The organism is Massilia sp. WG5 (assembly GCF_001412595.2).
Classification (GTDB): Bacteria; Pseudomonadota; Gammaproteobacteria; order Burkholderiales; family Burkholderiaceae_D; genus Telluria.
The window spans coordinates 2,623,425-2,645,015 of the sequence record NZ_CP012640.2 but is presented as its reverse complement, the minus strand read 5'-3'; the positions used below and the strand labels follow the sequence as shown (position 1 = coordinate 2,645,015).

Sequence of the window (21,591 nt, the reverse complement as noted above, 5' to 3'; positions counted from 1 at the left end):
GTACTCCCAACCGTCCCATCCCGCAGCACGTGAAGAGCCTTCAATACAACCGTCCCCTGATGATTGCCGTCGCCTTCTCGGTGCTGGCGCATGCATCCCTGCTGGCGATCCGCTTCGTCGCGCCGGATGCGTTCCGGCTGCAGCCGGCCGATCCGGGACTGGAAGTCATCCTGGTCAACGCCAGGCACGAGCGCGCCCCCGTCAAGGCGCAGGCGCTGGCCCAGGCCAACCTCGACGGCGGCGGCAATGCCGATGCCGGGCGCGCCCAGTCGCCGCTGCCGGACCTGCGCAAGATCGAGAACGGCGACAGCATCAAGGCCCTGCAGCGCCGCATCGCCGAGCTGGAGCAGCAGCAGAAGAACGTCCTGACCCAGGTCCGCCAGTCCGGATTCACTTCCGCGCCGGCCGCCGAACAGGTCAAGCCCGACCCGGCGCACAACGGCGCCGACATGCTCGATACCCGGGCCGCCATCGCGCGCCAGGCGGCCGAGATCACCCAGCGCATCTCCGACCAGAACAAGCGCCCGAAGAAGACCTTCATCAGCCCCAGCACGCGCGGGGTCGGCTACGCCATGTACTACAAGGCGATGCAGAAGCGGGTGGAGGAGGTCGGCACCCTCAGCTTCCCGCAGCAGAACGGCCGCAAGCTGTATGGCGAACTGGTGATGTACATCCCGGTCTTCCAGGACGGCAGCATCTATGAAAAGGAAGGCGGGCCGCGCATCGAGCGCAGCTCCGGCAACCGCGCGCTGGACCAGGCCGCGCTGGGCATCGTGCGCCGGGCGGCGCCGTTCGGCAAATTCCCGGCAAATATGCGCTCCACCGACAAGGAAGATCTCTGGATCGTGATCACGACCTTCACCTTTACCCGGGAAGGCAAGCTGCAGGCAGAACTGCGTGAAGAAAAAGGCGCCTGAGAAGGCGGAGAAGAATGAGCGACAAATATTGCGTGATCGGCAACCCGATCGCCCACAGCAAATCCCCCGACATCCACGCGGCCTTCGCGCTGCAGACCGGCCAGGACATCGTCTACGAAGGCTGCCTGGCGCCGCTGGACGGCTTCCCTGACACCGTGCGGGGGCTGATCGAAGGCGGCTACCGCGGCGCCAACGTCACCGTGCCCTTCAAGCTGGAAGCCGCCGCCCTCGCCACCCGGCTGGAAGAACGCGCGCGCCTGGCCGGCGCCGTCAACACCCTGCGCTTCGAAGGCGGCGAGATCATCGGCGACAACACCGACGGTCCGGGCCTGGTGGCCGACATCGTCCGCAACGCCGGCGTGCCGCTGACAGGCAAGCGCGTGCTGCTGCTGGGCGCGGGCGGCGCGGCGCGCGGCGTGGTGCTGCCGATCCTGCAGCACGGCCCCGCGGCGATCGTGATCGCCAACCGCACGCGCGCCACCGCCGACGCCCTGGTCGCGCACTTCGCCGGCCAGGTCGACCAGCCGGGGCAGGTATCCGCTTGCGGGTTCGAGGACATCGACGCGCCCTTCGACGTGGTGATCAACGCGACCTCCGCCAGCCTGTCGAGCGCGATGCCGCCGGTGCCGGCGATAGCGTTTTGCCAGGGCACGCTGGCTTTGGATATGATGTACGGGAAAACGCCGAGCCCGTTCATGCAGTTCGCCGCCAGCCATGGCGCCGCGGTGCGCGACGGCCTCGGCATGCTGGTCGAGCAGGCCGCCGAAGCCTTCGCCATCTGGCGCGGGGTGCGTCCGCAGACCGCCACTCTTTTGGAACGGATGCGGTCGACACTATGATGAAAGCGCTCAAGGCGGGCATGGCGGCCGCCGGTGGCAAGACTGCCGGCAAGGCCGGTGCCAGGGGGCGCCGGCGCTGGCTGAAGTGGATCGTCCTGGGGCCGCTGCTGGCCGTGCTGCTGGTGCAGCTGTATTTTTTCGCGATGATCTGCTGGTGGACCCAGTTCAATCCCTCGTCGACGAGCATGATGCGCGCGCAGCTCTCGAGCCTGCGCGAAAAGAATCCGAACGCGAAGCTGGAACAGGTCTGGGTGCCTTACGAGCGCATCTCGGACAACCTGAAGCGCGCGGTGATCGCCTCCGAAGACGCGAATTTCACCGAACATGACGGCGTCGACTGGGAAGCGCTGGAAAAAGCCTACGAGCGCAACAACAAGCGCCACAAGGTGATCGGCGGCGGCTCCACCATCACGCAGCAACTGGCCAAGAACCTGTTCCTGTCCGGTTCGCGCAACTACCTGCGCAAGGGCCAGGAACTGGTCATTGCCTATATGCTCGAGACGGTGATGAGCAAGCAGCGCATCCTCGAAATCTACCTGAACGTGGTCGAATTCGGCCGCGGCGTGTTCGGCGCCGAGGCGGCCGCACGCCACTACTACCGCAGCACGGCGGCCCGGCTCGACCCGGCCCAGGCCGCGCGCCTGGCGGTGATGCTGCCGAACCCGCGCTACTACGACGCCCACCGCCAGACCAACTACCTGTCGCGCCGCACCGGCGTCATCCAGCGCCGCATGAACGCCGCCGATCTCCCTTAATCTGCGTCAAACCGGGGTCAGACTCCCGATTTTGGAAAGAGCCGTCAGAACATTTCCAAAAACCGGAGTCTGACCCCGGTTTGATGCTTGTTAAGTCAGCAAAAAACTTTCTTGCGGGGTGGCCGGCCTCAGGGCTTACGTATACACTTGCGCTGTTTCCGAATCCGGCCGAGAAAGCAGCGCATGATCAATGTATTTGTCCTACAAAATGGCCGATTGAACCAGGTGCCCATCGCTTCGCGCGCCGATCTGGAGAAGGTTTCGCCCGTGTGGGTCGACCTGACCGATCCGACCGACGAAGAGCGCGCCGTCGTCAAGGCCATGTACGACGTCATCCTGCCGGGTGAGGACGAGGTGTCGGATATCGAGGCTTCGGCCCGCTACTACGAGGCGGAAAACGGCGACCTGCACCTGCGCACCGATTTCCTGCTCGAAGAGGAAGAAGGCCCGTCGCGCATCGTCACCGTGGCCTTCATCCTGGCGAAAAAGATCCTGTTCTCGGTCCACAACGACGACCTGCCGGTGTTCCGCCTGGTGCGCCTGCGCGCCCGCTCGCGTCCCGGTTCGATCGAGGACTACATGGACGTGCTGCTCGACCTGTACGCGACCGACGCCGAGTACTCGGCGGACGCGCTCGAGGGCATCTACGAGAGCCTGGAAGACGTCAGCCAGCGCGTGCTGCAGAAGGAATTCACCGACCAGGACGCGGCCGCGGCGCTGAATGCGATCGCCCACGAGGAAGACTTGAACGGCCGCATCCGCCGCAACATGATGGATACCCGGCGTGCGGTCAGCTTCCTGATGCGCGGCCGGCTCCTCAATGCGGAACAGTTCGAGGAAGCGCGCCAGATCCTGCGCGACATCGAGTCGCTGGACGGCCACACGTCTTTCCTCTTCGATAAGATCAACTTCCTGATGGACGCCACCGTCGGCTTCATCAACATCAACCAGAACAAGATCATCAAGATCTTCTCGGTGGCCTCGGTCGCCTTCCTGCCGCCGACCCTGATCGCCAGCATCTACGGCATGAACTTCAAGTTCCTGCCGGAGCTGGAGTGGCAGTTCGGCTACGGCTGGTCGCTGGGCCTGATGCTGATCAGCGCGATCGCGCCCTTCCTGTACTTCCGCCACCGCGGCTGGCTGAAATAGCCATCGAAGGGGCGGCGGCATGCACAGGCAAACCGCAGCGCTGGCACTGACCCTGGTCCTGGCCGCCCAGTCCGTAGGTGCAGCGCCCGCATGGACGCTCGGCCCCGACGGTTTCGGCCCATTCAGGATCGGCATGTCCTTCGACCAGGCAAGGCGCATCGCCGGCCCGCGCCTGCAGGCGACTGCGCCCGGCCTTCTCGCAAGCCAGACTTGCGATCAGCTGGCGCTGCCCGGCCATCGCGGGGTGGCGCTGATGTTCGTCGACGGGACCTTGCGGCGGATCGATGTGTTCAAGCGGGGTATCCGGACCAGCCGCGGCATCGCGCCGGGCGATCCGGTGCGCCGCGCGCAGCGTGCTTACCCGGGCTTGCTGTCCGAGCCGAACAAATACGACGAGCGCGAGCGCTACCTCAGCACCCGTCCCGCCCACGGCCGTGCCTTGCGCTTCGAAACACGCGCAGGGCGGATCGACCGCATCTACGCCGGCGACTGGCCCCAGGTGCAGTACACCGAGGGCTGCCTGTAAGACGCTACATCGTCGCGAACATCGCCACCACCGCCACCAGCATGATCGCCACGCCGAACCAGCCGATGACGGTGTGACGGGTGGTCAGCGTGTACTGGCCCATGATCTTGCGGTTATGCGCCAGCATCATCATGACGGTCATGATCGGCACCGCGATCACGCCGTTGATCTGGGCCGCCAGCATCAGGGCTTCGATCGGGGCGATCGGGGCGAAGTTCAGCAGCACGCCGCCCAGCGTCGCCAGGGCGATGATGCCGTAGAACTCGCGCGCTTCCACCACTTTCAGGTCCAGGCCGTTACGCCAGCGGAAGCTCTCGGTGACGGCATAGGCGGCCGAGCCGGCCAGCACCGGCACCGCCAGCATGCCGGTGCCGATGATCCCCAGCGCGAACAGCAGGAAGGCGAACTCGCCGGCCACCGGGCGTAGCGCCTGGGCGGCCTGTTCCGAGGACTGGATGTCGGTGATGCCGTGCGCGCCCAGCGTCACGGCGGTGGTCAGGATGATGAAGAAGGCGACCAGGTTCGAGAAGCCCATCCCGATCAGGGTGTCCATCTTGATGCGCTTCATCTGGGCCCTGGCGTCCTTCGGCCGGGTGCGCAGGGCGCGCGTGGACTGGTCGTTGCGGATCTCTTCGACTTCCTGCGAGGCCTGCCAGAAGAACAGATAGGGAGAAATCGTGGTGCCGAACACGGCCACGACCAGGGCCACCGACTCCTTCGTGAAGCTGAAGTGCGGCCACACGGTGCGCGCCAGCACCTCGGTCCAGGGCATGTTCACGGCGAAGGCGGTGGCCACGTAGGCCAGCAGGCCGAGGGTCAGCCATTTCAGGTAGCGCACATAGGTGCTGTAGGGCAGGAAGACCTGCAGCGACAGGCAAAGCATCCCGAAGCCGAGCGAATACAGGTGCGGCGAGCCGACCCCGGTCACGAGGCGCAGGGCCGCGCCCATGGCGGCGATGTCGGCCGCGATGTTGATCACGTTCGCCACCAGCAGGAGCAGCACGATCACGTACAGCAGCCAGGGCGAATAGGCGCGGCGGATGTTCGCCGCCAGGCCGCGCCCGGTGACGCGGCCGATGCGCGCCGAGACGAGCTGGATGCCGACCATGAAGGGATAGGTCAGGACCAGGGTCCACAGGGTATTGAAGCCGAATTGCGCGCCGGCCTGGGAATAGGTGGCGATGCCGGAGGGGTCGTCGTCCGCCGCACCGGTGATCAGGCCGGGGCCGAGGGACTTGAGGGTGGCGTGGTCGGTGAGACGCCGGAAGAGCTTGAACTTGGACTTCATATTCGGCCTGCGCGGGTGAAAACGGGCGCGGCCGGGGAATGGCTCAGCGCGCCGGAGGATTCAAGTTTTTAGAGGGACTGTTCATGGTCGGCGCGGAGTGTAGCACGGCGGAAACGCATACAGACGCTCCGCCGTGCAACAAACAGTAAAAATAAGCCTGTCTTAAGATTGCAATGAGGATTGCAATGAGGCCTGCAATCAGGCGATGCGCGCAAACACGCGTTTCGCCGCCGCGATGGTCTCGTCGATCACCGCATCGTCGTGGGCGGCGGAGACGAAGCCGGCCTCGAACATCGCCGGCGCGAAGTACACGCCTTCGTCCAGCATGCCGTGGAAGAAGCGGTTGAAGCGCTCCTTGTCGCCGGCCATCATCTGGCCATAGCTGGACGGGACGTGGTGCGAGAAGTACATGCCGAACATGCCGCCCACCGCATCGGCGCAGAAGGCCACGCCGGCTTCTTTCGCCGCCGCAGTGAGTCCGTCGACCAGGCGCTTGGCCTGGCCCGACAGGTGCTCGTAGAAGCCCGGTTCCTGCACCAGCTTCAGGGTGGTCATGCCGGCGGCCACCGCCACCGGGTTGCCGGACAGGGTGCCGGCCTGGTAGACGGGGCCGACCGGCGCCATCTTTTCCATCAGGTCGGCGCGGCCGCCGAAGGCCGCCACCGGCAGCCCGCCGCCGATGACCTTGCCCAGCGCGGTCAGGTCCGGGGTGATGCCGTACAGTTCCTGGGCGCCGCCGAGGCCGACCCGGAAGCCCGACATCACTTCGTCGAAGATCAGCACGGCGCCGTATTCGGTGCACAGCTCGCGCATGCGGCGCAGGAACTCCGGCGTCGCGCGGATCAGGTTCATGTTGCCGGCCACCGCTTCGACGATCACGCAGGCGATGGTGTCGCCCATCGATTCGAAGGCGTCTTCCAGCTGCGGGATGTTGTTGTAGTCGAGGACCAGGGTGTGCTTGACGAAGTCTTCCGGCACGCCGGCCGAGGTCGGGTTGCCGAAGGTGAGCAGGCCGGAACCGGCCTTGACCAGCAGCGAGTCGGCGTGGCCGTGGTAGCAGCCCTCGAACTTGACGATCTTGTCGCGGCCGGTGGCGCCGCGCGCCAGGCGCAGCGCGCTCATGGTCGCTTCGGTGCCGGAGGAGACCAGGCGGACCTGCTCGATCGAGGGCACCAGGCGGCAGATCTCTTCGGCGATCTCGATCTCGCCTTCGGTCGGCGCACCGAACGACAGGCCGTTCGCGGCCGCATCCTGTACCGCCTTCACCACCTTCGGATGGGCGTGGCCGACGATGGCCGGGCCCCAGGAGCCGATGTAGTCGATGTAGCGCTTGCCGTCCGCGTCCCAGAAGTACGGGCCTTCGGCGCGGGTGATGAAGCGCGGGGTGCCGCCGACCGAGCGGAAGGCGCGCACCGGCGAGTTCACGCCGCCCGGCGTGGTCTGCTGGGCGCGGGCGAACAGGGTGTCATTCTTCGAGATAGGTTCAGTCATGGTTGTTCTTCTTGTACAGTTTGTTGGGAACGAGCCTGCCCATGCCGAAGCGGCAGGCGTGCTGCAGGGCGCCGAAGGTGTAGTCCTGGGCGTAGGTCAGGGCTTCGATCGCGTCCATGCCGTGCGCCATGCGCGCCGCCAGCGCGGCCGACAGCGTGTTGCCGGCGCCGACGAAGGGGCCGGGCAGGTGCTGGGACCAGGACAGACTGACCGCCAGGCCGTCGGCATCGTACAGGTTGTCGGCGCGGACGCCGTCGCCGCCGCCGATGCCGGTGACCAGCACCTGGGCGCAGCCGAAGGCGGTCAGCTCGGCCGCGTCCTCGGCCACGGTGGCGATGCTGCCCGGGTCGCGCCAGCAGTCGGCGAAGCGCGCCAGCTCGGGCTGCGACAGCATCAGCACGTGTGCCTGCGGCACCAGCAGTTGATGGATCAGGGTCAGCATGTCGTCGTCGCGCACGCCGCAATCGGGCAGAGCGGAGGTGAAGGGATCGAGGATCAGCGGCACCTGGGCGTAGTCGGAGACGATTTCGGCGATCGCCGCGACCTGTTCCAGGTTGGCCATGGTGCCGACCTTGATCGCGGCAATCGGCATGTCCTCGAGCAGCATGCGGGCCTGTTCGACCACGCTGCTGGACTCGACCGGATGGATGTCGTCGACGCGCGCGGAATCGGCCACCAGCAGCCCGGTCACCACCGACAGGCCATGGCAGCCGTGCATGGCGAAGACAGCCACATCGGACTGGATGCCCATCGCGCCGACCGGATCGGCCGGACCGAAGGTGAGGATGAGGGGAGACGGTTGGTTTTGCACAGGCGTTAGATTAAGATACTCTCCTCCCATTTTACTTGATGATGGGATCTTCCAGAACCTACTGCGCGTCGCCGGCGCGTTCTGCGATGCTCGCCGTACCGGACGTACGGCTGCGCTTCCCGAACGCGCCGGCTTCCGCTCGCTACGGTTCTGGAAGCTCCCGCTACTGCAACATTAATCTTTAAGGATTCGACGTGAGTAATGAAACGCAGGTGTATCAGACCTGGATGTGCTTGATTTGTGGTTGGGTCTACGACGAAGCCGCAGGCAGCCCGGAAGACGGCATCCCTCCCGGCACCCGCTGGGCCGACGTGCCGATGAACTGGACTTGCCCGGAATGCGGCGCACGCAAGGACGATTTCGAAATGACCGCCATCTGAGTTGTCGTTTTAATCAGCAAAATGCGGGCATTTGCCACGTCGGCGATGCCTTCTTGCCAAGCTTCTTGTCAGGTCATCATCACCTTGGTTTTCACCTAGTTGACGTATAGCAACACTTCACGCACAAGCCCGGCGCCCTATGCTATCGTGCGGGTTCATGCTGAAGTGAAACTTATATGACGACCCAAGCGACAGGCCTGAAGATCATGGTGATCGACGACAGCAGCACGATCCGCCGCTCCGCCGAAATCTTCCTGACCCAGGCCGGGTACCAGGTCGTGCTGGCGGAGGATGGTTTCGATGCGCTGGCCAAGATCAACGACCACCAGCCGGCGCTGGTGTTCTGCGACATCCTGATGCCGCGCCTGGACGGCTACCAGACCTGCGCGCTGATCAAGAAGAGCGCGAAATTCCATGCGACCCCGGTGGTGATGCTGTCCTCGAAGGACGGCCTGTTCGACCGCGCGCGCGGCGCGATGGTCGGTTCGATCGCCTACCTCACCAAACCGTTTTCCAAAGACAGCCTGCTGGCGGCCGTGCGTGACCACACGGCGCCGGCGGCATGAACCATCCGGAGCCCATCGTGGCCATACAAAAGATTCTGATCGTCGACGATTCCCCGACCGAGCGCTACTACCTGACCGACATCCTGGTGCGCAACGGCTTCACCGTGACCACCGCCGAGAACGGCGAGGAGGCGCTGGCAAAGATCCGCGCCGACCGACCGCAGCTGATCCTGATGGACGTGGTGATGCCGGGCGCGAACGGCTTCCAGATCACGCGCTCGATCACGCGCGACCCCGAACTGGCCTCGGTGCCGATCATCATCTGCAGCAGCAAGAACCAGGAAACCGACCGGATCTGGGGCATGCGCCAGGGCGCGAAGGATTATTTCGTCAAGCCGGTCGACCCGGCCGCGCTGCTGGCCAGGATCGCCGCGCTCGGCGCCTGACCATGGCCAGCCTCGATCCGGCCGCCCGCCGCGCCCGCCTGCGGCAATACCAGGAAGAGCTGCTCGAGCGCATGCAGGCCGCGCGCACCGGCAGCGGCCGGCGCACGCACCAGCTGGGCGTCGAGATCGGCGGCGAGCGCTACCTGCTCGACCTGCTCGAGGCCGGCGAGATCGTCCCGGTGCCGGCGCTGACGACCGTGCCGCTGACCCAGCCCTGGTATCTGGGGTTGGCGAATATCCGCGGCAGCCTGGTCGGCGTGGTCGACCTGGCGCGTTTTTTCGGCGCGCAGGGTGCACAGGACGGCGCACCGGCAGGCCCGGCGGCGCGGCTGGTGACCTTCGCTCCAGGCCTGGGCCTGCCCTGCGGCTTCCTGGCCGCGCGCGTGCACGGCCTGCGCCAGGCCGCCGACATGCGCCCGCAAGACGGCCGCCTGGTCGACCCCGACGGCAATGCCTGGACCCCGCTGGCGCTGGCGGCGCTGGCGCAGGACGAACGCTTCCTGCAGGTCGGCCTTTAACTCACACATCAATAACGACAACAGGTTCGGACTGGAGCTGGAATGGGATTCGCATCTAAACTCTCGATGAATTTTCTCCCCAAGGACAAGGACGACGGCGCCACCGTGCTGGCTTCGCCCGACACCCAGTTCGGCATCGGCCTGATGCCCGAGGCGAGCGCACCGGCAGGCGCATCGGGCGCCGCCGTGCCGACCGGCTCCGCCGACGATGCCGCACAGCGGCTCGGCAACCTGGGCGGCCGCAAGAAGCGCGCCGCCGCCGCCGCGGCCGCCGCGGCGCAGGGCGCCGACGAAGACTTGCGCCTGCCGCTGATCGGCCACCTGTCGCTGCCGCGCCAGCTGCGCATCCTGCTGGTGGCCTTCGCGGTCGGCATCCTCGTCACCATCTTCTCGCTGTGGCGCAACGCCGGCAGCGGTGCGGTGGCATCCAGCCAGACCCAGATCGCCAGCGACGCCCTGATGCACTCGCAGCGTGTCGGCAAGGCGGCGCCGAATGCGATGCAGGGCAATCCCGACGCTTTCTCCCAGCTGCAGGACAGCCGCCTGGCCCTGGGCCGCGACCTCGAGCTGCTGGCCAAGGGCGGCAGCTTCAACGGCAACGAGATCCCGGCCGCCTCCGGCGACACCGCGCGCCAGCTGGGCAAGGCCGGCGCCAAGTGGAAGGTCTCGGACGCCGCCGCGGCCAGCATCCTCAAGATGAAGCCCGAGCTGGTCGGCTTCGACAAGAGCCTGAAGCAGCTCGACGTCCTGTCGCCGGAAATGCTGGCGCTGACCGAGCAGATCCTGACCCAGCGCACGGCCCATGGCGGCAGCGCGCGCGAACTGGCCGCGCTCGGCCGCCTGATGATGCTGACCCAGCGCCTGTCGCGCAGCGCCAGCGAATTCCTGACCTCGGGCGGCATCAGCCCGGAAACCGCGTTCCAGATGGGGCGCGATACCGCCACCTTCCGCGCCACCGTCGACGGTCTGCTGAACGGGAACGCGCAGCTGGGCCTGGCCCCGGTGCGCGAGGAGGACCTGCGCGCGAAGCTGGAGGAAGTCCAGTCCAAGTTCGATATCTGCCAGAAGGTCGTGGCCTCGTTCCTGGACAAGCTGTCCGACCTGACCGCCGCCAAGGCCGCCGAGCAGACCATCTTCCGCGACAACGAAGACTTGCGCGCCCAGCTGTCCGCGCTGCAGGGCGAGTTCCGCGTCGGCGAAGGCAGCAAGGGCCTCTGGTTCTGGCTGCTGGTGGCGGGCTCGATCTTCACCCTGGCGATGGCCGGCAGCATCTCGCGCGTGATGCTGCAGGATTCGCGCAACCGCACCCGCGGCGCCGATGCGCGCCGCCAGGAAGCGGAAGCGATGCGCCTGCTGGCCCAGGCCAAGGAAGAGGAGGCGAAGGCCACCAACGACCAGAACCAGGCCGCGATCCTGCGCCTGATGAACGAACTGCAGGAAGTGGCGGACGGCGACCTGACCGTCTACGCCACCGTGTCCGAAGACATCACCGGTGCGATCGCCGACTCGGTCAACTACACGGTCGAGGAACTGCGCGGCCTGGTGGTGCGCGTGATCGACACCGCCGGCAAGGTGACGCAGGCTTCGAACGTGGCGCAGAAGATCTCGAGCGACCTGCTGGTCGCGGCCGGCCAGCAGGCCCGCGAGATCCAGGACACCTCGTCCACCATGCTGCAGATGGCGGGCGAGATCACCGGGGTGTCGCAGTCGGCGAACGAATCGGCCGAGGTGGCGCGCCAGTCGGTGGCCGCAGCCCAGCAAGGCTCGGCCGCGGTGCAGAACGCGATCAAGGGCATGGGCGAGATCCGCGAGCAGATCCAGGAAACCTCGAAGCGCATCAAGCGCCTGGGCGAATCCTCGCAGGAAATCGGCGAGATCACCGAGCTGATCTCCGACATTACCGAACAGACCAACGTGCTGGCGCTGAACGCGGCGATCCAGGCCGCCTCCGCCGGCGAGGCCGGACGCGGCTTCTCGGTCGTGGCCGAGGAAGTGCAGCGCCTGGCGGAACGCTCGGGCGAAGCGGCCAAGCAGATCGGCGCGCTGGTGCGCACCATCCAGACCGACACCCATGACGCCGTGGCGGCGATGGAGAAATCGACCCAGGGCGTGGTCGAGGGCGCGCGCCTGTCCGACGCCGCCGGCGCCGCACTGGCCGACATCTCGCGGGTGTCGCACCGCCTGGCCGAGCTGATCCAGGGGATTTCGACCGCGACCGGCTTGCAGGCGACGTCCGCGAACGGGGTGGCGCACAATATGCAGCACATCCTGGCGATCACCGGACAGGCGCAGGACGGCACGCAGCAGACCGCGCAATCGATCCGTGAACTGGCCATGCTCGCACAGGAGCTGAAAAACTCGGTGTCGCGCTTCCGCGTCTCCGCCGCATAAGACCATCCATGAACCACTCTTCGTCCTTGCCCCCGATCCCGTCCAAGCCCGTGGCCCCGTTCGATACCGGTCCCCTGTCGTGGGTGATCGGCGAAATCCGCGACGCCCTCGAGCGTTCGGCCAAGGCGCTGCAGGACGCGGCGGGACGCAGCGTGGAAGCCCAGCCGACCCTGCTGCTGCACGCCAAGACCCATCTGCACCAGGCCCATGGCGCGCTGCAGATGGTGGACGTGGAAGGCGTCGACCGCTTCACCGGCGCGGCCGAGCAGGCGCTCGACCGTTTCAAGGACGGCGCGCTGGCGATCAGCAGCGAGAACGCGGCGGTGGTGGCCGAGGCCTACCAGGCGCTGGTCGAATACCTGGAAGAGCTGCTGGCCGGGCAGGCCAGGCAGCAGCCGGTGCGCCTGTTCCCGTATTACCGCGCATTGCAGGAACTGCTGGGCGCGGAACGCGTGCATCCCGGCGAGATGCTGGTGCTGGATGCAAATGCGGCCCTGCCTCTGCCGGCCGGCGAGGCGGAAGCGCCCGACCTGGCGGCCTGCCGCGCGCGTTTCGAAAAGGCGCTGCTGCCGTTCCTGAAGAGCGGCAGCACGGACGCCGCCGCTGAAATGCGCAATGCCCTGGCGCCGATCGCGCAGGCCCAGCGCGAGGCGCGCCCGCATGCCTTCTGGCTGGCGATGCAGACCGTCGCCGACCTGGCCGCGCACGGCCAGCTGGCCGGCGACATCTATCTCAAGCAGTTGCTCGGCCAGATCAACCTGCAGCTGCGCCGCTTGGTGCAGGGTCATACCAGCCTGCCGGAGGCGATGCTGCGCGACGCCCTGTTCTTCGTCGCCCAGGCCGCGGAGCCGGGCGCCGACGTGCCGGCCGACGATGCGCGCCTGCTGCGCGATGCCTACGGCCTGGAAGGCCAGGTCCCGCGCGACTACCTGGAGCGGCGCTACGGCCGCATCGACCGCGAAGCGCTGAAGGATGCGAAGGAAGCGCTGGCCCAGACCAAGGAAGGCTGGGACCGGATCGCCAGTGCGGACGTGCCGGTGCTGGAAGCCGGTTTCGATGCCTCGCTGGCCAGGCTGGCCGGCGCCAGCGACAAGCTGGGCGCCCCCCAGCTGGCGCAACTGCTGCGCGAACTGGGCGAGGCCGCGCGCCGGGCCTTGAGCGGCGGCGGCAGCGACCGCTTCAGCGTCGAGATGGCGGCGGCCATGCTGTTCGTCGAGCACGGACTCGACCAGGTGCGCCACCTGCCCGAGGATTTCGGCCAGCACGCGCAGGCCGTCGGCCAGCGTCTGCTGGCGCTGGCGCAGGGCGAGACCCCGCCCGAGACACCGGTCTGGCAGGGCGAACTGGCGCGCGAGCTGCAGCAGGGCCAGACCGTGGCCGTGCTGGCGGGCGAGATCCGCACCGGCCTGCGCCAGGTCGAGAAGCTGATCGAGGAATACTACGCGAACCCGGCGCACGATGAGGCAGGCAAGCAGGCGCTGGAACAGGCCGATCCGCTGCTGCACCAGCTGCAGGGCGCGCTTGCCATCCTCGACCAGGACCAGGCCGTGCGCGCCTGCGCGCATGTGCGCGAACGCGTGCGTGCGCTGGCCGCCGGCGAAGCAGATGACGCTGCGCGTGCCCGGGTGCTGGAAAACCTGGCCAGGAACGTCGGCGCGCTCGGCTTCTTCATCGACGCGCTGGCGCAGAATCCCGAGACCGCGCGCAGCCGCTTCCGCTTCGACGCCGAGGCGCAGCTGTTCCGCGAACTGCCTTTCGATGCGCAGGCTGGCGAGGCGCAGGCTGCCGAAGCGCCGATGGAACAAGGGATGCCGGCTGCCGATGCCGTGGCCCCGCCCGCGGCTGAGCTTCCGGCCGCGGCGCCGGAAGCGGCCGCCGATGCGGCGGTCGAAGCCGAGCTGCTGGAGATTTTCATCGCCGAAGCCCACGAAGTGCTGGAGGTGGTGGCCGCCACATTGCCGGCCGCGCACGCCAGCCCGGACAGCCAGGAAACCCTGACCCGCCTGCGCCGTTCCTTCCACACGCTGAAGGGCAGCGGCCGCATGGTCGGCCTGGAGCAGTTCGCGCACGCCGCCGCCGCCATCGAAAAGACGATGAACCTGTGGCTGGCCGAGTCGCGCGCCGCCACGCCGGACCTGCTGGCGCTGCTGGACCATGCGCATGCCGAGCTGTCCGCCTGGGTGGCCGAACTGGCCGCGGGACAGCATCCGGCGCGCACCGGCGAGGCGCTGGCCGCCGCCGCGGAGAGGGTGCAGGAGGGCGGGGCGTTCGCGCCTGTCGCTGAAGCCGAAGTTGAAGCCGAACCCGCAGCGCCGGCGCCGGAACCGGCGCGCGAGGAAACGCTGCCGCCGAATGTGCTCGCCTTCCCGCTGGCCGAAGAGAACCTCAAGCGCATCGGCGGGCTCGAGATCCCGCTGCCGCTGTATAACATCTACCTGGGCGAGACCGAGGACTTGATCGCCGCGCTGGCGAACGACTTCGCGCAGTGGCGCGAGGAACCCCTGCGCGGGGTGTCGGCGCAGGCGTTGAAGGCCTCGCATACGCTGGGCGGCACCTCGGCCACGGTCGGCTTCCATGCGCTGCGCGAGATTGCCTTCGCGCTGGAGGAGGCGCTGCAGGTGGCGACGCCGCCGCTGGGCGAGGAACAGCATCAGCTGCTCGACGAGACCGTGGAGCGGGTGCGCATCATGCGCCAGGTGTTCTCGCTGGGCGAGCTGGCGCCGGCGCAGCCGGAACTGCTGGCGCGCCTGCAGGCCCTGCGCGACGAGCTGGGCCGCAAGAAGGCCGACAGCGTGTTCGACGGCGCCGACGCGGAGCTGGCGCAGCGCCTGGACGCCTTGTTCGCCGCGACCTACGACAGCATCCTGGCCGACCCGCCGCTGCCGGCCGGCGCGCTGCCGCTGAGCCTCGAGCAGGCGCAGCCGGACGCGCCCGCGCCCGGCCTGCGCGCGGCCGAGCCGCAGCCGGTGGATCCGGCCGTGGCCGCCGTCGACGACCTGTTCGACAGCTATTTCGACGATCCGTTTGACGCGCCGAGCCTGGAGCAGGCGGTGGCGCCGGCGCCGGAACCGGAGCCGGAACCGGAGCCCGAGCCGGAACCCGCCGCGGAGCCGGCCGCCGAGGCGATCCGGGAAGCGCCTGACGTCGCGGCGCCCGAGCCCGAGCCCGAGCCCTCGCTGGAACCCGCGCCGGAACCCGTGCTGGCCACCGAGCCCGTCTTCACCGACGAGCTGGACCCGGACCTGCTGCCGGTCTTCATGGAAGAGGCGGCCGACCTGCTGCCGCAGATCGGCAAGGACCTGCGCCAGTGGCAGCAGGACCCGGCCGAGAACACCGTCGCGCACGGCCTGCTGCGCGCCCTGCACACGGTGAAGGGCAGCGCCCGCATGGCCGGCGCGATGCGCCTGGGCCAGCACACGCATGCGCTGGAAACCCAGATCGAGAACATGCTGCACGCCGGCACCACCAGCCCGGCCGCCTTCGACGAGCTGCTGGCCAACTACGACCAGGCGCTGCTGCTGTTCGAACAGCTGCAGCAGCCGGACGGCCAGGCCGCGATGCCGGCCGCGCCGCACGCCCCGGCGGCCGAGGCGCCGCAGCAGGACCGGCGCCAGCAGGACGTGCGCGCGCCGCTGGTGCGGGTGCGCGCCGACATCCTCGACCGCCTGGTGAACCAGGCCGGCGAAGTGTCGATCACGCGTTCCAAGCTGGAGACCCAGGTCGGCTCGCTGAAGTCGGCGCTGGCCGACTTCTCGGACAACCTCGGACGCCTGCGCCGCCAGTTGCGCGAGGTCGAGATGCAGGCCGAGTCGCAGATCGCCTCGCGCCTGTCGATCGCCGGCGAGCGCGAGTTCGATCCGCTCGAATTCGACCGCTTCACGCGCCTGCAGGAACTGACCCGCATGATGGCCGAGAGCGTCAACGACGTCGCTTCCTTCCACGAGGGCTTGAGCCGCACGGTGGATGTCGCCGTCGACGACCTGGCCGCGCAGTCGCGCCTGACGCGCGAACTGCAGCGCGACCTGATGCGGGTGCGCATGGTGCCCTTCGCCAGCCTGTCCGAGCGCCTGTTCCGGGTCGCGCGCCAGACCGCCAAGGAAACCGACAAGCGCGTCAACCTGGACATCCGCGGCGGCGCGGTCGAGATCGACCGCAGCGTGCTGGAACGCATGGCGGCGCCCTTCGAACACCTGCTGCGCAACGCCATCGTGCACGGCATCGAAGCGCGCGCGCGCCGCGTCGAGAGCGGCAAGCCGGAAACCGGCGAGCTGCTGGTGCAGGTCAGCCAGCAGGGCAACGAGGTGCAGATCCGCTTCGCCGACGACGGCGCCGGCCTGGACCTGGAACGCATCCGCGCGAAAGGCGCGGCGGCCGGCCTGCTGGGCGCCGGCGAGTCGGCCTCCGAGCCCGAAGTCGCCGACCTGATCTTCGAACCGGGCTTCTCGACCGCCGATGCGCTGACCGAACTGGCCGGCCGGGGCGTCGGCATGGACGTGGTGCGTTCCGAGGCGCGCGCGCTGGGCGGCCGCGTCGAGGTGGCCAGCGAGGCCGGCAAGGGCGCGGCGTTTACCATTCACCTGCCGCTGACCCTGGCCGTCAACCAGGTCGTGCTGGTCAGGAGCGGCCAGAAAACCTATGCGCTGCCGGCCAACCTGGTCGGCCAGGTGCTGCAGGTGCGCGAGGCCGAGCTGTCGGGCGCGCACGCGGCCGGCGCGATCCAGGTGCAGGGCGAGGCGGTGCCGCTGCGCTACCTGCCCGAGCTGCTGGACGAGCCGGGCGGCGTCGCGGCGCAGCGTTCCGCGCCTGTGCTGGTGCTGGGCGCCGGCGTCAACCGCCTGGCGCTGCAGGTCGACGAAGTGCTGGGCAACCGCGAAGTCGTGGTCAAGAATGTCGGCCCGCAGCTGGCGCGCATGCCGGGCATCGCCGGCGCCACCGTGCTGGGCTCGGGCGAGATCGTGCTGATCCTGAATCCGCTGCTGTTGCCGGTGCATGAACAGACGCAGCGCCCGCCGCAGCCGGCGATGCCGGCCCAGCCGGCGCACCGCGCCACCGTGATGGTGGTCGACGATTCGCTGACCGTGCGCCGCGTGACCCAGCGCCTGCTGGAGCGCGAAGGCTACCGGGTGCTGCAGGCCAAGGACGGCGTCGAGGCCCTGGAGCTGGTGCAGGCGCCGGAGACCCGCCCGGACCTGATGCTGGTCGATATCGAGATGCCGCGCATGGACGGCTTCGACCTGACCCGCAACCTGCGCGACAACGAGGCCACGCGGGCCATCCCGATCATCATGATCACCTCGCGCACGGCCGACAAGCACCGCAACTATGCGATCGGCCTGGGCGTGGACGCCTATTTCGGCAAGCCCTTCCAGGAAGACGTGCTGCTGGCTGCAATCGACGGTCTGCTTTCTTAATCCGCCTCGGCCTTCAGTACGCCGAAGCGGGCCAGGGTGCGTTCGCGCGCCTGCTCATGGTCGACGATGGGCGCCGGGTAATCGCGGCCCAGCACGAAGCCGGCGCGCTCGAGCAGGACCGGTTTGGCCAGCCAGGGCGCGTGGATCGCCGCCTTGTCGAGCGCGGCCAGCGCCGGCAGCCAGCGGCGGATGAAGGCGCCGTCCGGGTCGAAGCGCTTCGATTGCGTGACCGGGTTGAAGATGCGGAACCAGGGCTGGGCGTCGCAGCCGGTCGATGCCGCCCATTGCCAGCCGCCGTTATTCGACGACAGCTCGTAGTCGTTCAACTTCTCTGCGAAATAGCGCTCGCCGCGCACCCATGAAATGCCGAGGTCCTTGGTCAGGAAGCTGGCCGTCACCATGCGCAGGCGGTTGTGCATGAAGCCGGTGCGGTTCAGCTGCGCCATCGCCGCGTCGACCAGCGGATAGCCGGTGCGGCCCTCGCACCAGGCCGCGAAGGCATCGTCGGCCTCTTTTCCTTCTTCCCAGCGCAGCCTGTCGAACGCCGCCTTGAAAGAATGCGTGACCACGCGCGGATGGCGCTGCAGGATCATCATGTAGAACTCGCGCCAGATCAGCTCGGACAACCAGGTGCGGGCGCCGTCGCCGCTGCGTTCGAGCAGCATGCGCACCAGGGCGCGGATCGACAGCGTGCCGAAGCGCAGGTGGACCGACAGCCGCGAGGTGCTGTCGAGAGCAGGAAAATCGCGTTCCGTATGATAGTTGTCGATGCGTGTCAAAAAGGCATCCAGCAAAGCCTGCGCGCCTGACATGCCGGACGGGACGATGGACGCGGGATTCGGCGCGAAGCCGAGCTGTTCCAGCGTCGGCAGGGCAGGCCCCGGAGCGGCGGACGCCAGCGCGCCGGCCCAGGGCGCGGTCTCGAAGGCCTGCAGGGCGTCCGGATGGGCGGCCAGGCGCTTCAGCCAGGCATTCTTGTAGGGCGTGAACACGGAGAAGGGGCCGCCGGCCTGGGTCAGCACCTCGTCCGTTTCGAAGATCACCTGGTCCTTGAAGGTCTGCAGGCTGCGGCCGGCCGCGCGCAGGCGCTGCTGGACCTCACGGTCGCGGGCGATGGCCTGCGGTTCATAGTCGTGGTTGGCGAACACCGACTCCGCCTCCAGTTCGGCTGCCAGGCGCCCGATCTCGTCTGCGGCGCGCCCCTGACGCACGATCAGGTAAGCTCCCCATTCACGCAGGCGGGCATCGAGTTCGCCAAGGCTGGCATGGATGAACTGCACGCGGCGGTCGTCGCGCGGCAGGCCGGCCAGGATGTCGGTGTCGAATACGAACACGCATGCGACACGGTTGGATGAGCGCAGTGCGTGGTGCAGTGCGGCATGGTCGTCGATGCGAAGATCGCGCCGGAACCAGACCAAGGAGTTTCTTAACGTCATCTTTGTGTGCGGAGTCAATGTAATCCAGAATTTTACTGTCTACCATTCTTCGACCCAGCTCCCCGCGCAACGCGGCTTCATGGCCGCGTAAGGAAAACGGTGTAAACTAGCGAAAAGCCCAAGCTTATCGTTTGGTCCACCGGCGGTCGGAGAGAGTGAGCCAACAGAGAGTATGAGTATGAAGAAAAGTAAGGTCGGCAAATCTCTAACCATGCCCGGGATGCCCCATGAGGCGCCCGCGAGTCTGGTGCACTCGAGCTCGGTCCAGTTCCAGCTGAACCTGGCAAATCATTTCCTGATCGCCATGCCGTCGATGAATGACCCCATCTTTGGCGGCACGGTGGTGTATATCTGCGAACACAACGACAAGGGTGTGCTCGGCGTCGTCATCAACAAACCGACCGACATGACCATGGACGTGCTGTTCGACCGCATCGACCTCAAGGTGACCGACAGCCTGCGTCCCAGCGTGGTCGACGAGCCCATCATGTTCGGCGGCCCGGTGCAGGACGACCGCGGCTTCGTGCTGCATTCGCCGGGCGGCCGCTATTCTTCCTCGCTCAGCGTCACTGACGACGTCGCCTTCACCACCTCGATCGACGTGCTGGAAGCCGTCGCCAACGGCACCGGTCCGCAGCGCATGCTGGTCTCGATCGGCTATGCCGGCTGGAGCCCGGGCCAGCTCGAAGAGGAAATCGCCCGCAATGGCTGGCTCACGGTGGGCGCCGACGCCCACGTGCTGTTCGACCTGCCGATCGAGGAGCGCTACAACGCCGCCATCAAACTGCTGGGCATCGATCCGTTCATGCTCGCCAGCGAGGCCGGTCATGCGTGAAGGGGCCGCGTCCCTGTAATGGTAGAGATCGTTTTCGCATTCGACTTCGGCGTGAAGCGCATCGGCATCGCGATGGGCAACACGCTGACCGGGCAGGCACAGCCGCTTTCCGTCATCAAGGCCGTCGACAACGCGACCCGCTTCAAGCTCATCGGCGAACTCATCGAACAATGGCGTCCTGCGCGCCTGGTGGTCGGCGAGCCCTTCCATCCGGACGGCGCCGAGCACGACATGACCCTGCGCGCGCGCCGCTTCGCCAACCAGCTGAACGGCCGCTTCAATCTCCCTGTCGAGCTGGTCGACGAGCGCTACTCGTCCGCCGTGATCCCCGCCAAGCGCGGCGAGGTCATCGACGCCAAGGCCGCCGCCATCATTTTGCAACAATACTTTGACGATCATGCCAACTCCTACTGATCACGCGGGTTACGACGCCGAGGCCTTGTACCGCACCCTGCTCGAGCAGGTCCGCGCCGGGCTTGCCGGCGTACCCGATGCCGCCATCGTCGGCATCCATTCCGGCGGCGCCTGGCTGGCCGAGCGCCTCGCCGCCGACCTCGGCCTGCAGGGCCGCCTGGGCTTCATCGACGTATCCTTCTACCGCGACGACTATGCGAAGAAGGGCCTGCATCCGGACGTGAAGCCGACCCGCATCGAATTCAACGTCGACGACGCCACCATCCTGCTGGTCGACGACGTGCTGTACACCGGGCGCACGGTGCGCGCCGCGATCAACGTGCTGTTCGACTTTGGCCGTCCCGAGCGTATCATGCTGGCGGCGCTGCTCGAGCGTGACGGTCGCGAACTGCCGGTCGCCGCCGATTTCACCGGCGCCCGGGCTACCCTCCAGCCGGGACAGTCGCTGTCCCTGTCGCGCGACAGCGCCGGCCAACTCTCGCTTTCCATCGAAGACGACAATGCATAACCCGCAACTCAACAAGAACGGCGAGCTGCAGCACCTTCTGACCATCGAAGGCCTGCCCAAGTCCATCATCAACCACATCCTCGACACGGCCTCGAGCTTCGTCAGCATCTCGGACCGCGAGGTGAAGAAGGTGCCGCTCATGCGCGGCAAGAGCGTGTTCAACCTGTTCTTCGAGAACTCGACGCGTACCCGCACCACCTTCGAGATCGCCTCGAAGCGCCTGTCGGCCGACGTCATCAACCTGAACATCGCGGCGTCCTCGACCTCGAAGGGCGAGTCCCTGCTCGACACCATCGACAACCTGGCGGCCATGCATGCCGACATGTTCGTGGTGCGCCATGCGCAGTCGGGCGCCCCCTACCTGATCGCCAAGCACCTGAACGATACGAAGCAGAACCACGTGCACGTGGTGAATGCCGGCGACGGGCGCCATGCGCACCCGACCCAGGGCCTGCTCGACATGTACACCATCCGCCACTATAAAAAGGACTTCACCAACCTGCGGGTGGCGATCGTCGGGGATATTTTGCACAGCCGCGTGGCGCGCTCGGACATCCATGCGCTGACCACGCTGGGCGTGCCGGAAGTGCGCGCGATCGGCCCGCACACCCTGCTGCCGGGCGGCCTGGAACAGATGGGCGTGCGCGTGTTCACCAGCATGGAAGAGGGCCTGAAGGACGTCGACGTGATCATCATGCTGCGCCTGCAGAACGAACGCATGTCGGGCGCGTTGCTGCCCTCGGCCGGCGAATACTTCAAGAGCTACGGCCTGACGCCGGAACGGCTGGCGCTGGCCAAGCCGGACGCGATCGTGATGCATCCGGGACCGATGAACCGCGGCGTCGAGATCGACTCGGCCGTCGCCGACGGCGCGCAGGCGGTGATCCTGCCGCAGGTCACCTTCGGTATCGCCACCCGGATGGCGGTGATGAGCATTCTGGCCGGTAGCCACACCTAAACTCGTACGCAT

Annotated in this window: 19 protein-coding genes; 15 read left to right on the top strand and 4 right to left on the bottom strand. The window is 67.4% G+C overall.

The genetic code is table 11. The annotated features are described in order from the left end of the window. Positions 1-59 precede the first annotated feature (59 nt). From AM586_RS11700 to AM586_RS11680, 5 genes are all read left to right on the top strand, one after another. Complete coding sequence (locus AM586_RS11700; RefSeq protein ID WP_047821684.1) at positions 60-917, top strand: TonB C-terminal domain-containing protein; 858 nt, start codon at positions 60-62, stop codon at positions 915-917. Between the two features lie 14 nt (positions 918-931). After that, complete coding sequence (aroE, locus tag AM586_RS11695) at positions 932-1,756, top strand: shikimate dehydrogenase (protein WP_047821686.1); 825 nt, start codon at positions 932-934, stop codon at positions 1,754-1,756. A gap of 20 nt (positions 1,757-1,776) precedes the next feature. Next, on the top strand, positions 1,777-2,511 hold the full coding sequence (mtgA, locus tag AM586_RS11690; RefSeq protein ID WP_047822066.1) for a monofunctional biosynthetic peptidoglycan transglycosylase: 735 nt from the start codon (positions 1,777-1,779) through the stop codon (positions 2,509-2,511). 183 nt (positions 2,512-2,694) lie between these two features. Then, positions 2,695-3,660 (top strand): magnesium/cobalt transporter CorA, encoded by a 966-nt coding sequence (gene corA, locus AM586_RS11685; RefSeq protein ID WP_047821688.1) that lies wholly within the window; start codon positions 2,695-2,697, stop codon positions 3,658-3,660. 19 nt (positions 3,661-3,679) lie between these two features. Further along, the gene (locus AM586_RS11680) at positions 3,680-4,186 is read left to right on the top strand and encodes a hypothetical protein (RefSeq protein ID WP_047821690.1); all 507 of its coding nucleotides are present in this window, start codon (positions 3,680-3,682) and stop codon (positions 4,184-4,186) included. A gap of 4 nt (positions 4,187-4,190) precedes the next feature. Here the strand turns inward: AM586_RS11680 and AM586_RS11675 are convergent, their stop codons facing one another. The 3 genes from AM586_RS11675 to AM586_RS11665 form a co-directional block, all read right to left on the bottom strand. Beyond that, complete coding sequence (locus AM586_RS11675; RefSeq protein WP_047821692.1) at positions 4,191-5,474, bottom strand: NRAMP family divalent metal transporter; 1,284 nt, start codon at positions 5,472-5,474, stop codon at positions 4,191-4,193. Positions 5,475-5,672: 198 nt separating this feature from the next. Next, positions 5,673-6,965 carry a glutamate-1-semialdehyde 2,1-aminomutase gene (gene hemL / locus AM586_RS11670; RefSeq protein WP_047821694.1) on the bottom strand — a complete coding sequence of 431 codons (1,293 nt, stop codon included), beginning with the start codon at positions 6,963-6,965 and terminating at the stop codon, positions 5,673-5,675. Next, a complete protein-coding gene (locus tag AM586_RS11665) occupies positions 6,958-7,776 on the bottom strand; it encodes a hydroxymethylpyrimidine/phosphomethylpyrimidine kinase (protein ID WP_047821695.1) in 819 nt (272 codons plus the stop codon). The genes hemL and AM586_RS11665 overlap by 8 nt, the downstream gene beginning before the upstream one ends. Before the next feature lie 227 nt (positions 7,777-8,003). Between AM586_RS11665 and AM586_RS11660 the strand changes: the two genes are divergently transcribed. The 6 genes from AM586_RS11660 to AM586_RS11635 all read left to right on the top strand — a co-directional run bounded on the left by AM586_RS11660 (position 8,004) and on the right by AM586_RS11635 (position 17,428). Beyond that, positions 8,004-8,156, top strand: coding sequence for a rubredoxin (locus tag AM586_RS11660; RefSeq protein ID WP_047822067.1), 153 nt, complete (start codon positions 8,004-8,006; stop codon positions 8,154-8,156). Positions 8,157-8,332: 176 nt separating this feature from the next. Next, a complete protein-coding gene (locus AM586_RS11655; protein ID WP_047821697.1) occupies positions 8,333-8,722 on the top strand; it encodes a PleD family two-component system response regulator in 390 nt (129 codons plus the stop codon). 17 nt (positions 8,723-8,739) lie between these two features. Next, on the top strand, positions 8,740-9,108 hold the full coding sequence (locus tag AM586_RS11650) for a PleD family two-component system response regulator (RefSeq protein ID WP_047822069.1): 369 nt from the start codon (positions 8,740-8,742) through the stop codon (positions 9,106-9,108). A gap of 2 nt (positions 9,109-9,110) precedes the next feature. Further along, positions 9,111-9,626, top strand: a complete 516-nt coding sequence (locus AM586_RS11645; protein ID WP_047821700.1) for a chemotaxis protein CheW — start codon at positions 9,111-9,113, stop codon at positions 9,624-9,626. A 42-nt stretch (positions 9,627-9,668) separates the two neighbouring features. Then, on the top strand, positions 9,669-12,017 hold the full coding sequence (locus AM586_RS11640) for a methyl-accepting chemotaxis protein (RefSeq protein WP_047821702.1): 2,349 nt from the start codon (positions 9,669-9,671) through the stop codon (positions 12,015-12,017). Positions 12,018-12,025: 8 nt separating this feature from the next. Next, positions 12,026-17,428 carry an Hpt domain-containing protein gene (locus AM586_RS11635; protein ID WP_047821704.1) on the top strand — a complete coding sequence of 1,801 codons (5,403 nt, stop codon included), beginning with the start codon at positions 12,026-12,028 and terminating at the stop codon, positions 17,426-17,428. On the opposite strand, the gene AM586_RS11630 is transcribed toward AM586_RS11635, so the two are convergent. After that, positions 17,425-18,864: a deoxyribodipyrimidine photo-lyase gene (locus AM586_RS11630; RefSeq protein ID WP_047821705.1), complete on the bottom strand. Its 1,440-nt coding sequence runs from the start codon at positions 18,862-18,864 to the stop codon at positions 17,425-17,427. The two genes, AM586_RS11635 and AM586_RS11630, sit on opposite strands and share 4 nt — an antisense overlap. Positions 18,865-19,084: 220 nt before the next feature. Between AM586_RS11630 and AM586_RS11625 the strand changes: the two genes are divergently transcribed. The 4 genes from AM586_RS11625 to AM586_RS11610 are packed head-to-tail and all read left to right on the top strand — an operon-like array spanning position 19,085 to position 21,579. After that, positions 19,085-19,699 (top strand): YqgE/AlgH family protein, encoded by a 615-nt coding sequence (locus AM586_RS11625; RefSeq protein ID WP_047822071.1) that lies wholly within the window; start codon positions 19,085-19,087, stop codon positions 19,697-19,699. 18 nt (positions 19,700-19,717) lie between these two features. Beyond that, positions 19,718-20,113: a Holliday junction resolvase RuvX gene (gene ruvX / locus AM586_RS11620; protein ID WP_047821707.1), complete on the top strand. Its 396-nt coding sequence runs from the start codon at positions 19,718-19,720 to the stop codon at positions 20,111-20,113. Further along, positions 20,097-20,621 carry a bifunctional pyr operon transcriptional regulator/uracil phosphoribosyltransferase PyrR gene (pyrR, locus tag AM586_RS11615; RefSeq protein WP_047821709.1) on the top strand — a complete coding sequence of 175 codons (525 nt, stop codon included), beginning with the start codon at positions 20,097-20,099 and terminating at the stop codon, positions 20,619-20,621. Before ruvX ends, pyrR begins: the two co-directional genes overlap by 17 nt. Beyond that, complete coding sequence (locus tag AM586_RS11610) at positions 20,614-21,579, top strand: aspartate carbamoyltransferase catalytic subunit (RefSeq protein ID WP_047821711.1); 966 nt, start codon at positions 20,614-20,616, stop codon at positions 21,577-21,579. Before pyrR ends, AM586_RS11610 begins: the two co-directional genes overlap by 8 nt. Positions 21,580-21,591: the final 12 nt, after the last annotated feature.

Excerpts from the sequence above, each read along its gene's own strand:
- AM586_RS11700 (WP_047821684.1), top strand. The coding sequence starts at position 60 with ATGATTGCCGTCGCCTTCTCGGTGCTGGCGCATGCATCCCTGCTGGCG.
- aroE (WP_047821686.1), top strand. The coding sequence starts at position 932 with ATGAGCGACAAATATTGCGTGATCGGCAACCCGATCGCCCACAGCAAA.
- mtgA (WP_047822066.1), top strand. The coding sequence starts at position 1,777 with ATGGCGGCCGCCGGTGGCAAGACTGCCGGCAAGGCCGGTGCCAGGGGG.
- corA (WP_047821688.1), top strand. The coding sequence starts at position 2,695 with ATGATCAATGTATTTGTCCTACAAAATGGCCGATTGAACCAGGTGCCC.
- AM586_RS11680 (WP_047821690.1), top strand. The coding sequence starts at position 3,680 with ATGCACAGGCAAACCGCAGCGCTGGCACTGACCCTGGTCCTGGCCGCC.
- AM586_RS11675 (WP_047821692.1), bottom strand. The coding sequence starts at position 5,474 with ATGAAGTCCAAGTTCAAGCTCTTCCGGCGTCTCACCGACCACGCCACC.
- hemL (WP_047821694.1), bottom strand. The coding sequence starts at position 6,965 with ATGACTGAACCTATCTCGAAGAATGACACCCTGTTCGCCCGCGCCCAG.
- AM586_RS11660 (WP_047822067.1), top strand. The coding sequence starts at position 8,004 with ATGTGCTTGATTTGTGGTTGGGTCTACGACGAAGCCGCAGGCAGCCCG.
- AM586_RS11655 (WP_047821697.1), top strand. The coding sequence starts at position 8,333 with ATGACGACCCAAGCGACAGGCCTGAAGATCATGGTGATCGACGACAGC.
- AM586_RS11645 (WP_047821700.1), top strand. The coding sequence starts at position 9,111 with ATGGCCAGCCTCGATCCGGCCGCCCGCCGCGCCCGCCTGCGGCAATAC.
- AM586_RS11640 (WP_047821702.1), top strand. The coding sequence starts at position 9,669 with ATGGGATTCGCATCTAAACTCTCGATGAATTTTCTCCCCAAGGACAAG.
- AM586_RS11635 (WP_047821704.1), top strand. The coding sequence starts at position 12,026 with ATGAACCACTCTTCGTCCTTGCCCCCGATCCCGTCCAAGCCCGTGGCC.
- AM586_RS11630 (WP_047821705.1), bottom strand. The coding sequence starts at position 18,864 with ATGACGTTAAGAAACTCCTTGGTCTGGTTCCGGCGCGATCTTCGCATC.
- AM586_RS11625 (WP_047822071.1), top strand. The coding sequence starts at position 19,085 with ATGCCCCATGAGGCGCCCGCGAGTCTGGTGCACTCGAGCTCGGTCCAG.
- ruvX (WP_047821707.1), top strand. The coding sequence starts at position 19,718 with ATGGTAGAGATCGTTTTCGCATTCGACTTCGGCGTGAAGCGCATCGGC.
- pyrR (WP_047821709.1), top strand. The coding sequence starts at position 20,097 with ATGCCAACTCCTACTGATCACGCGGGTTACGACGCCGAGGCCTTGTAC.
- AM586_RS11610 (WP_047821711.1), top strand. The coding sequence starts at position 20,614 with ATGCATAACCCGCAACTCAACAAGAACGGCGAGCTGCAGCACCTTCTG.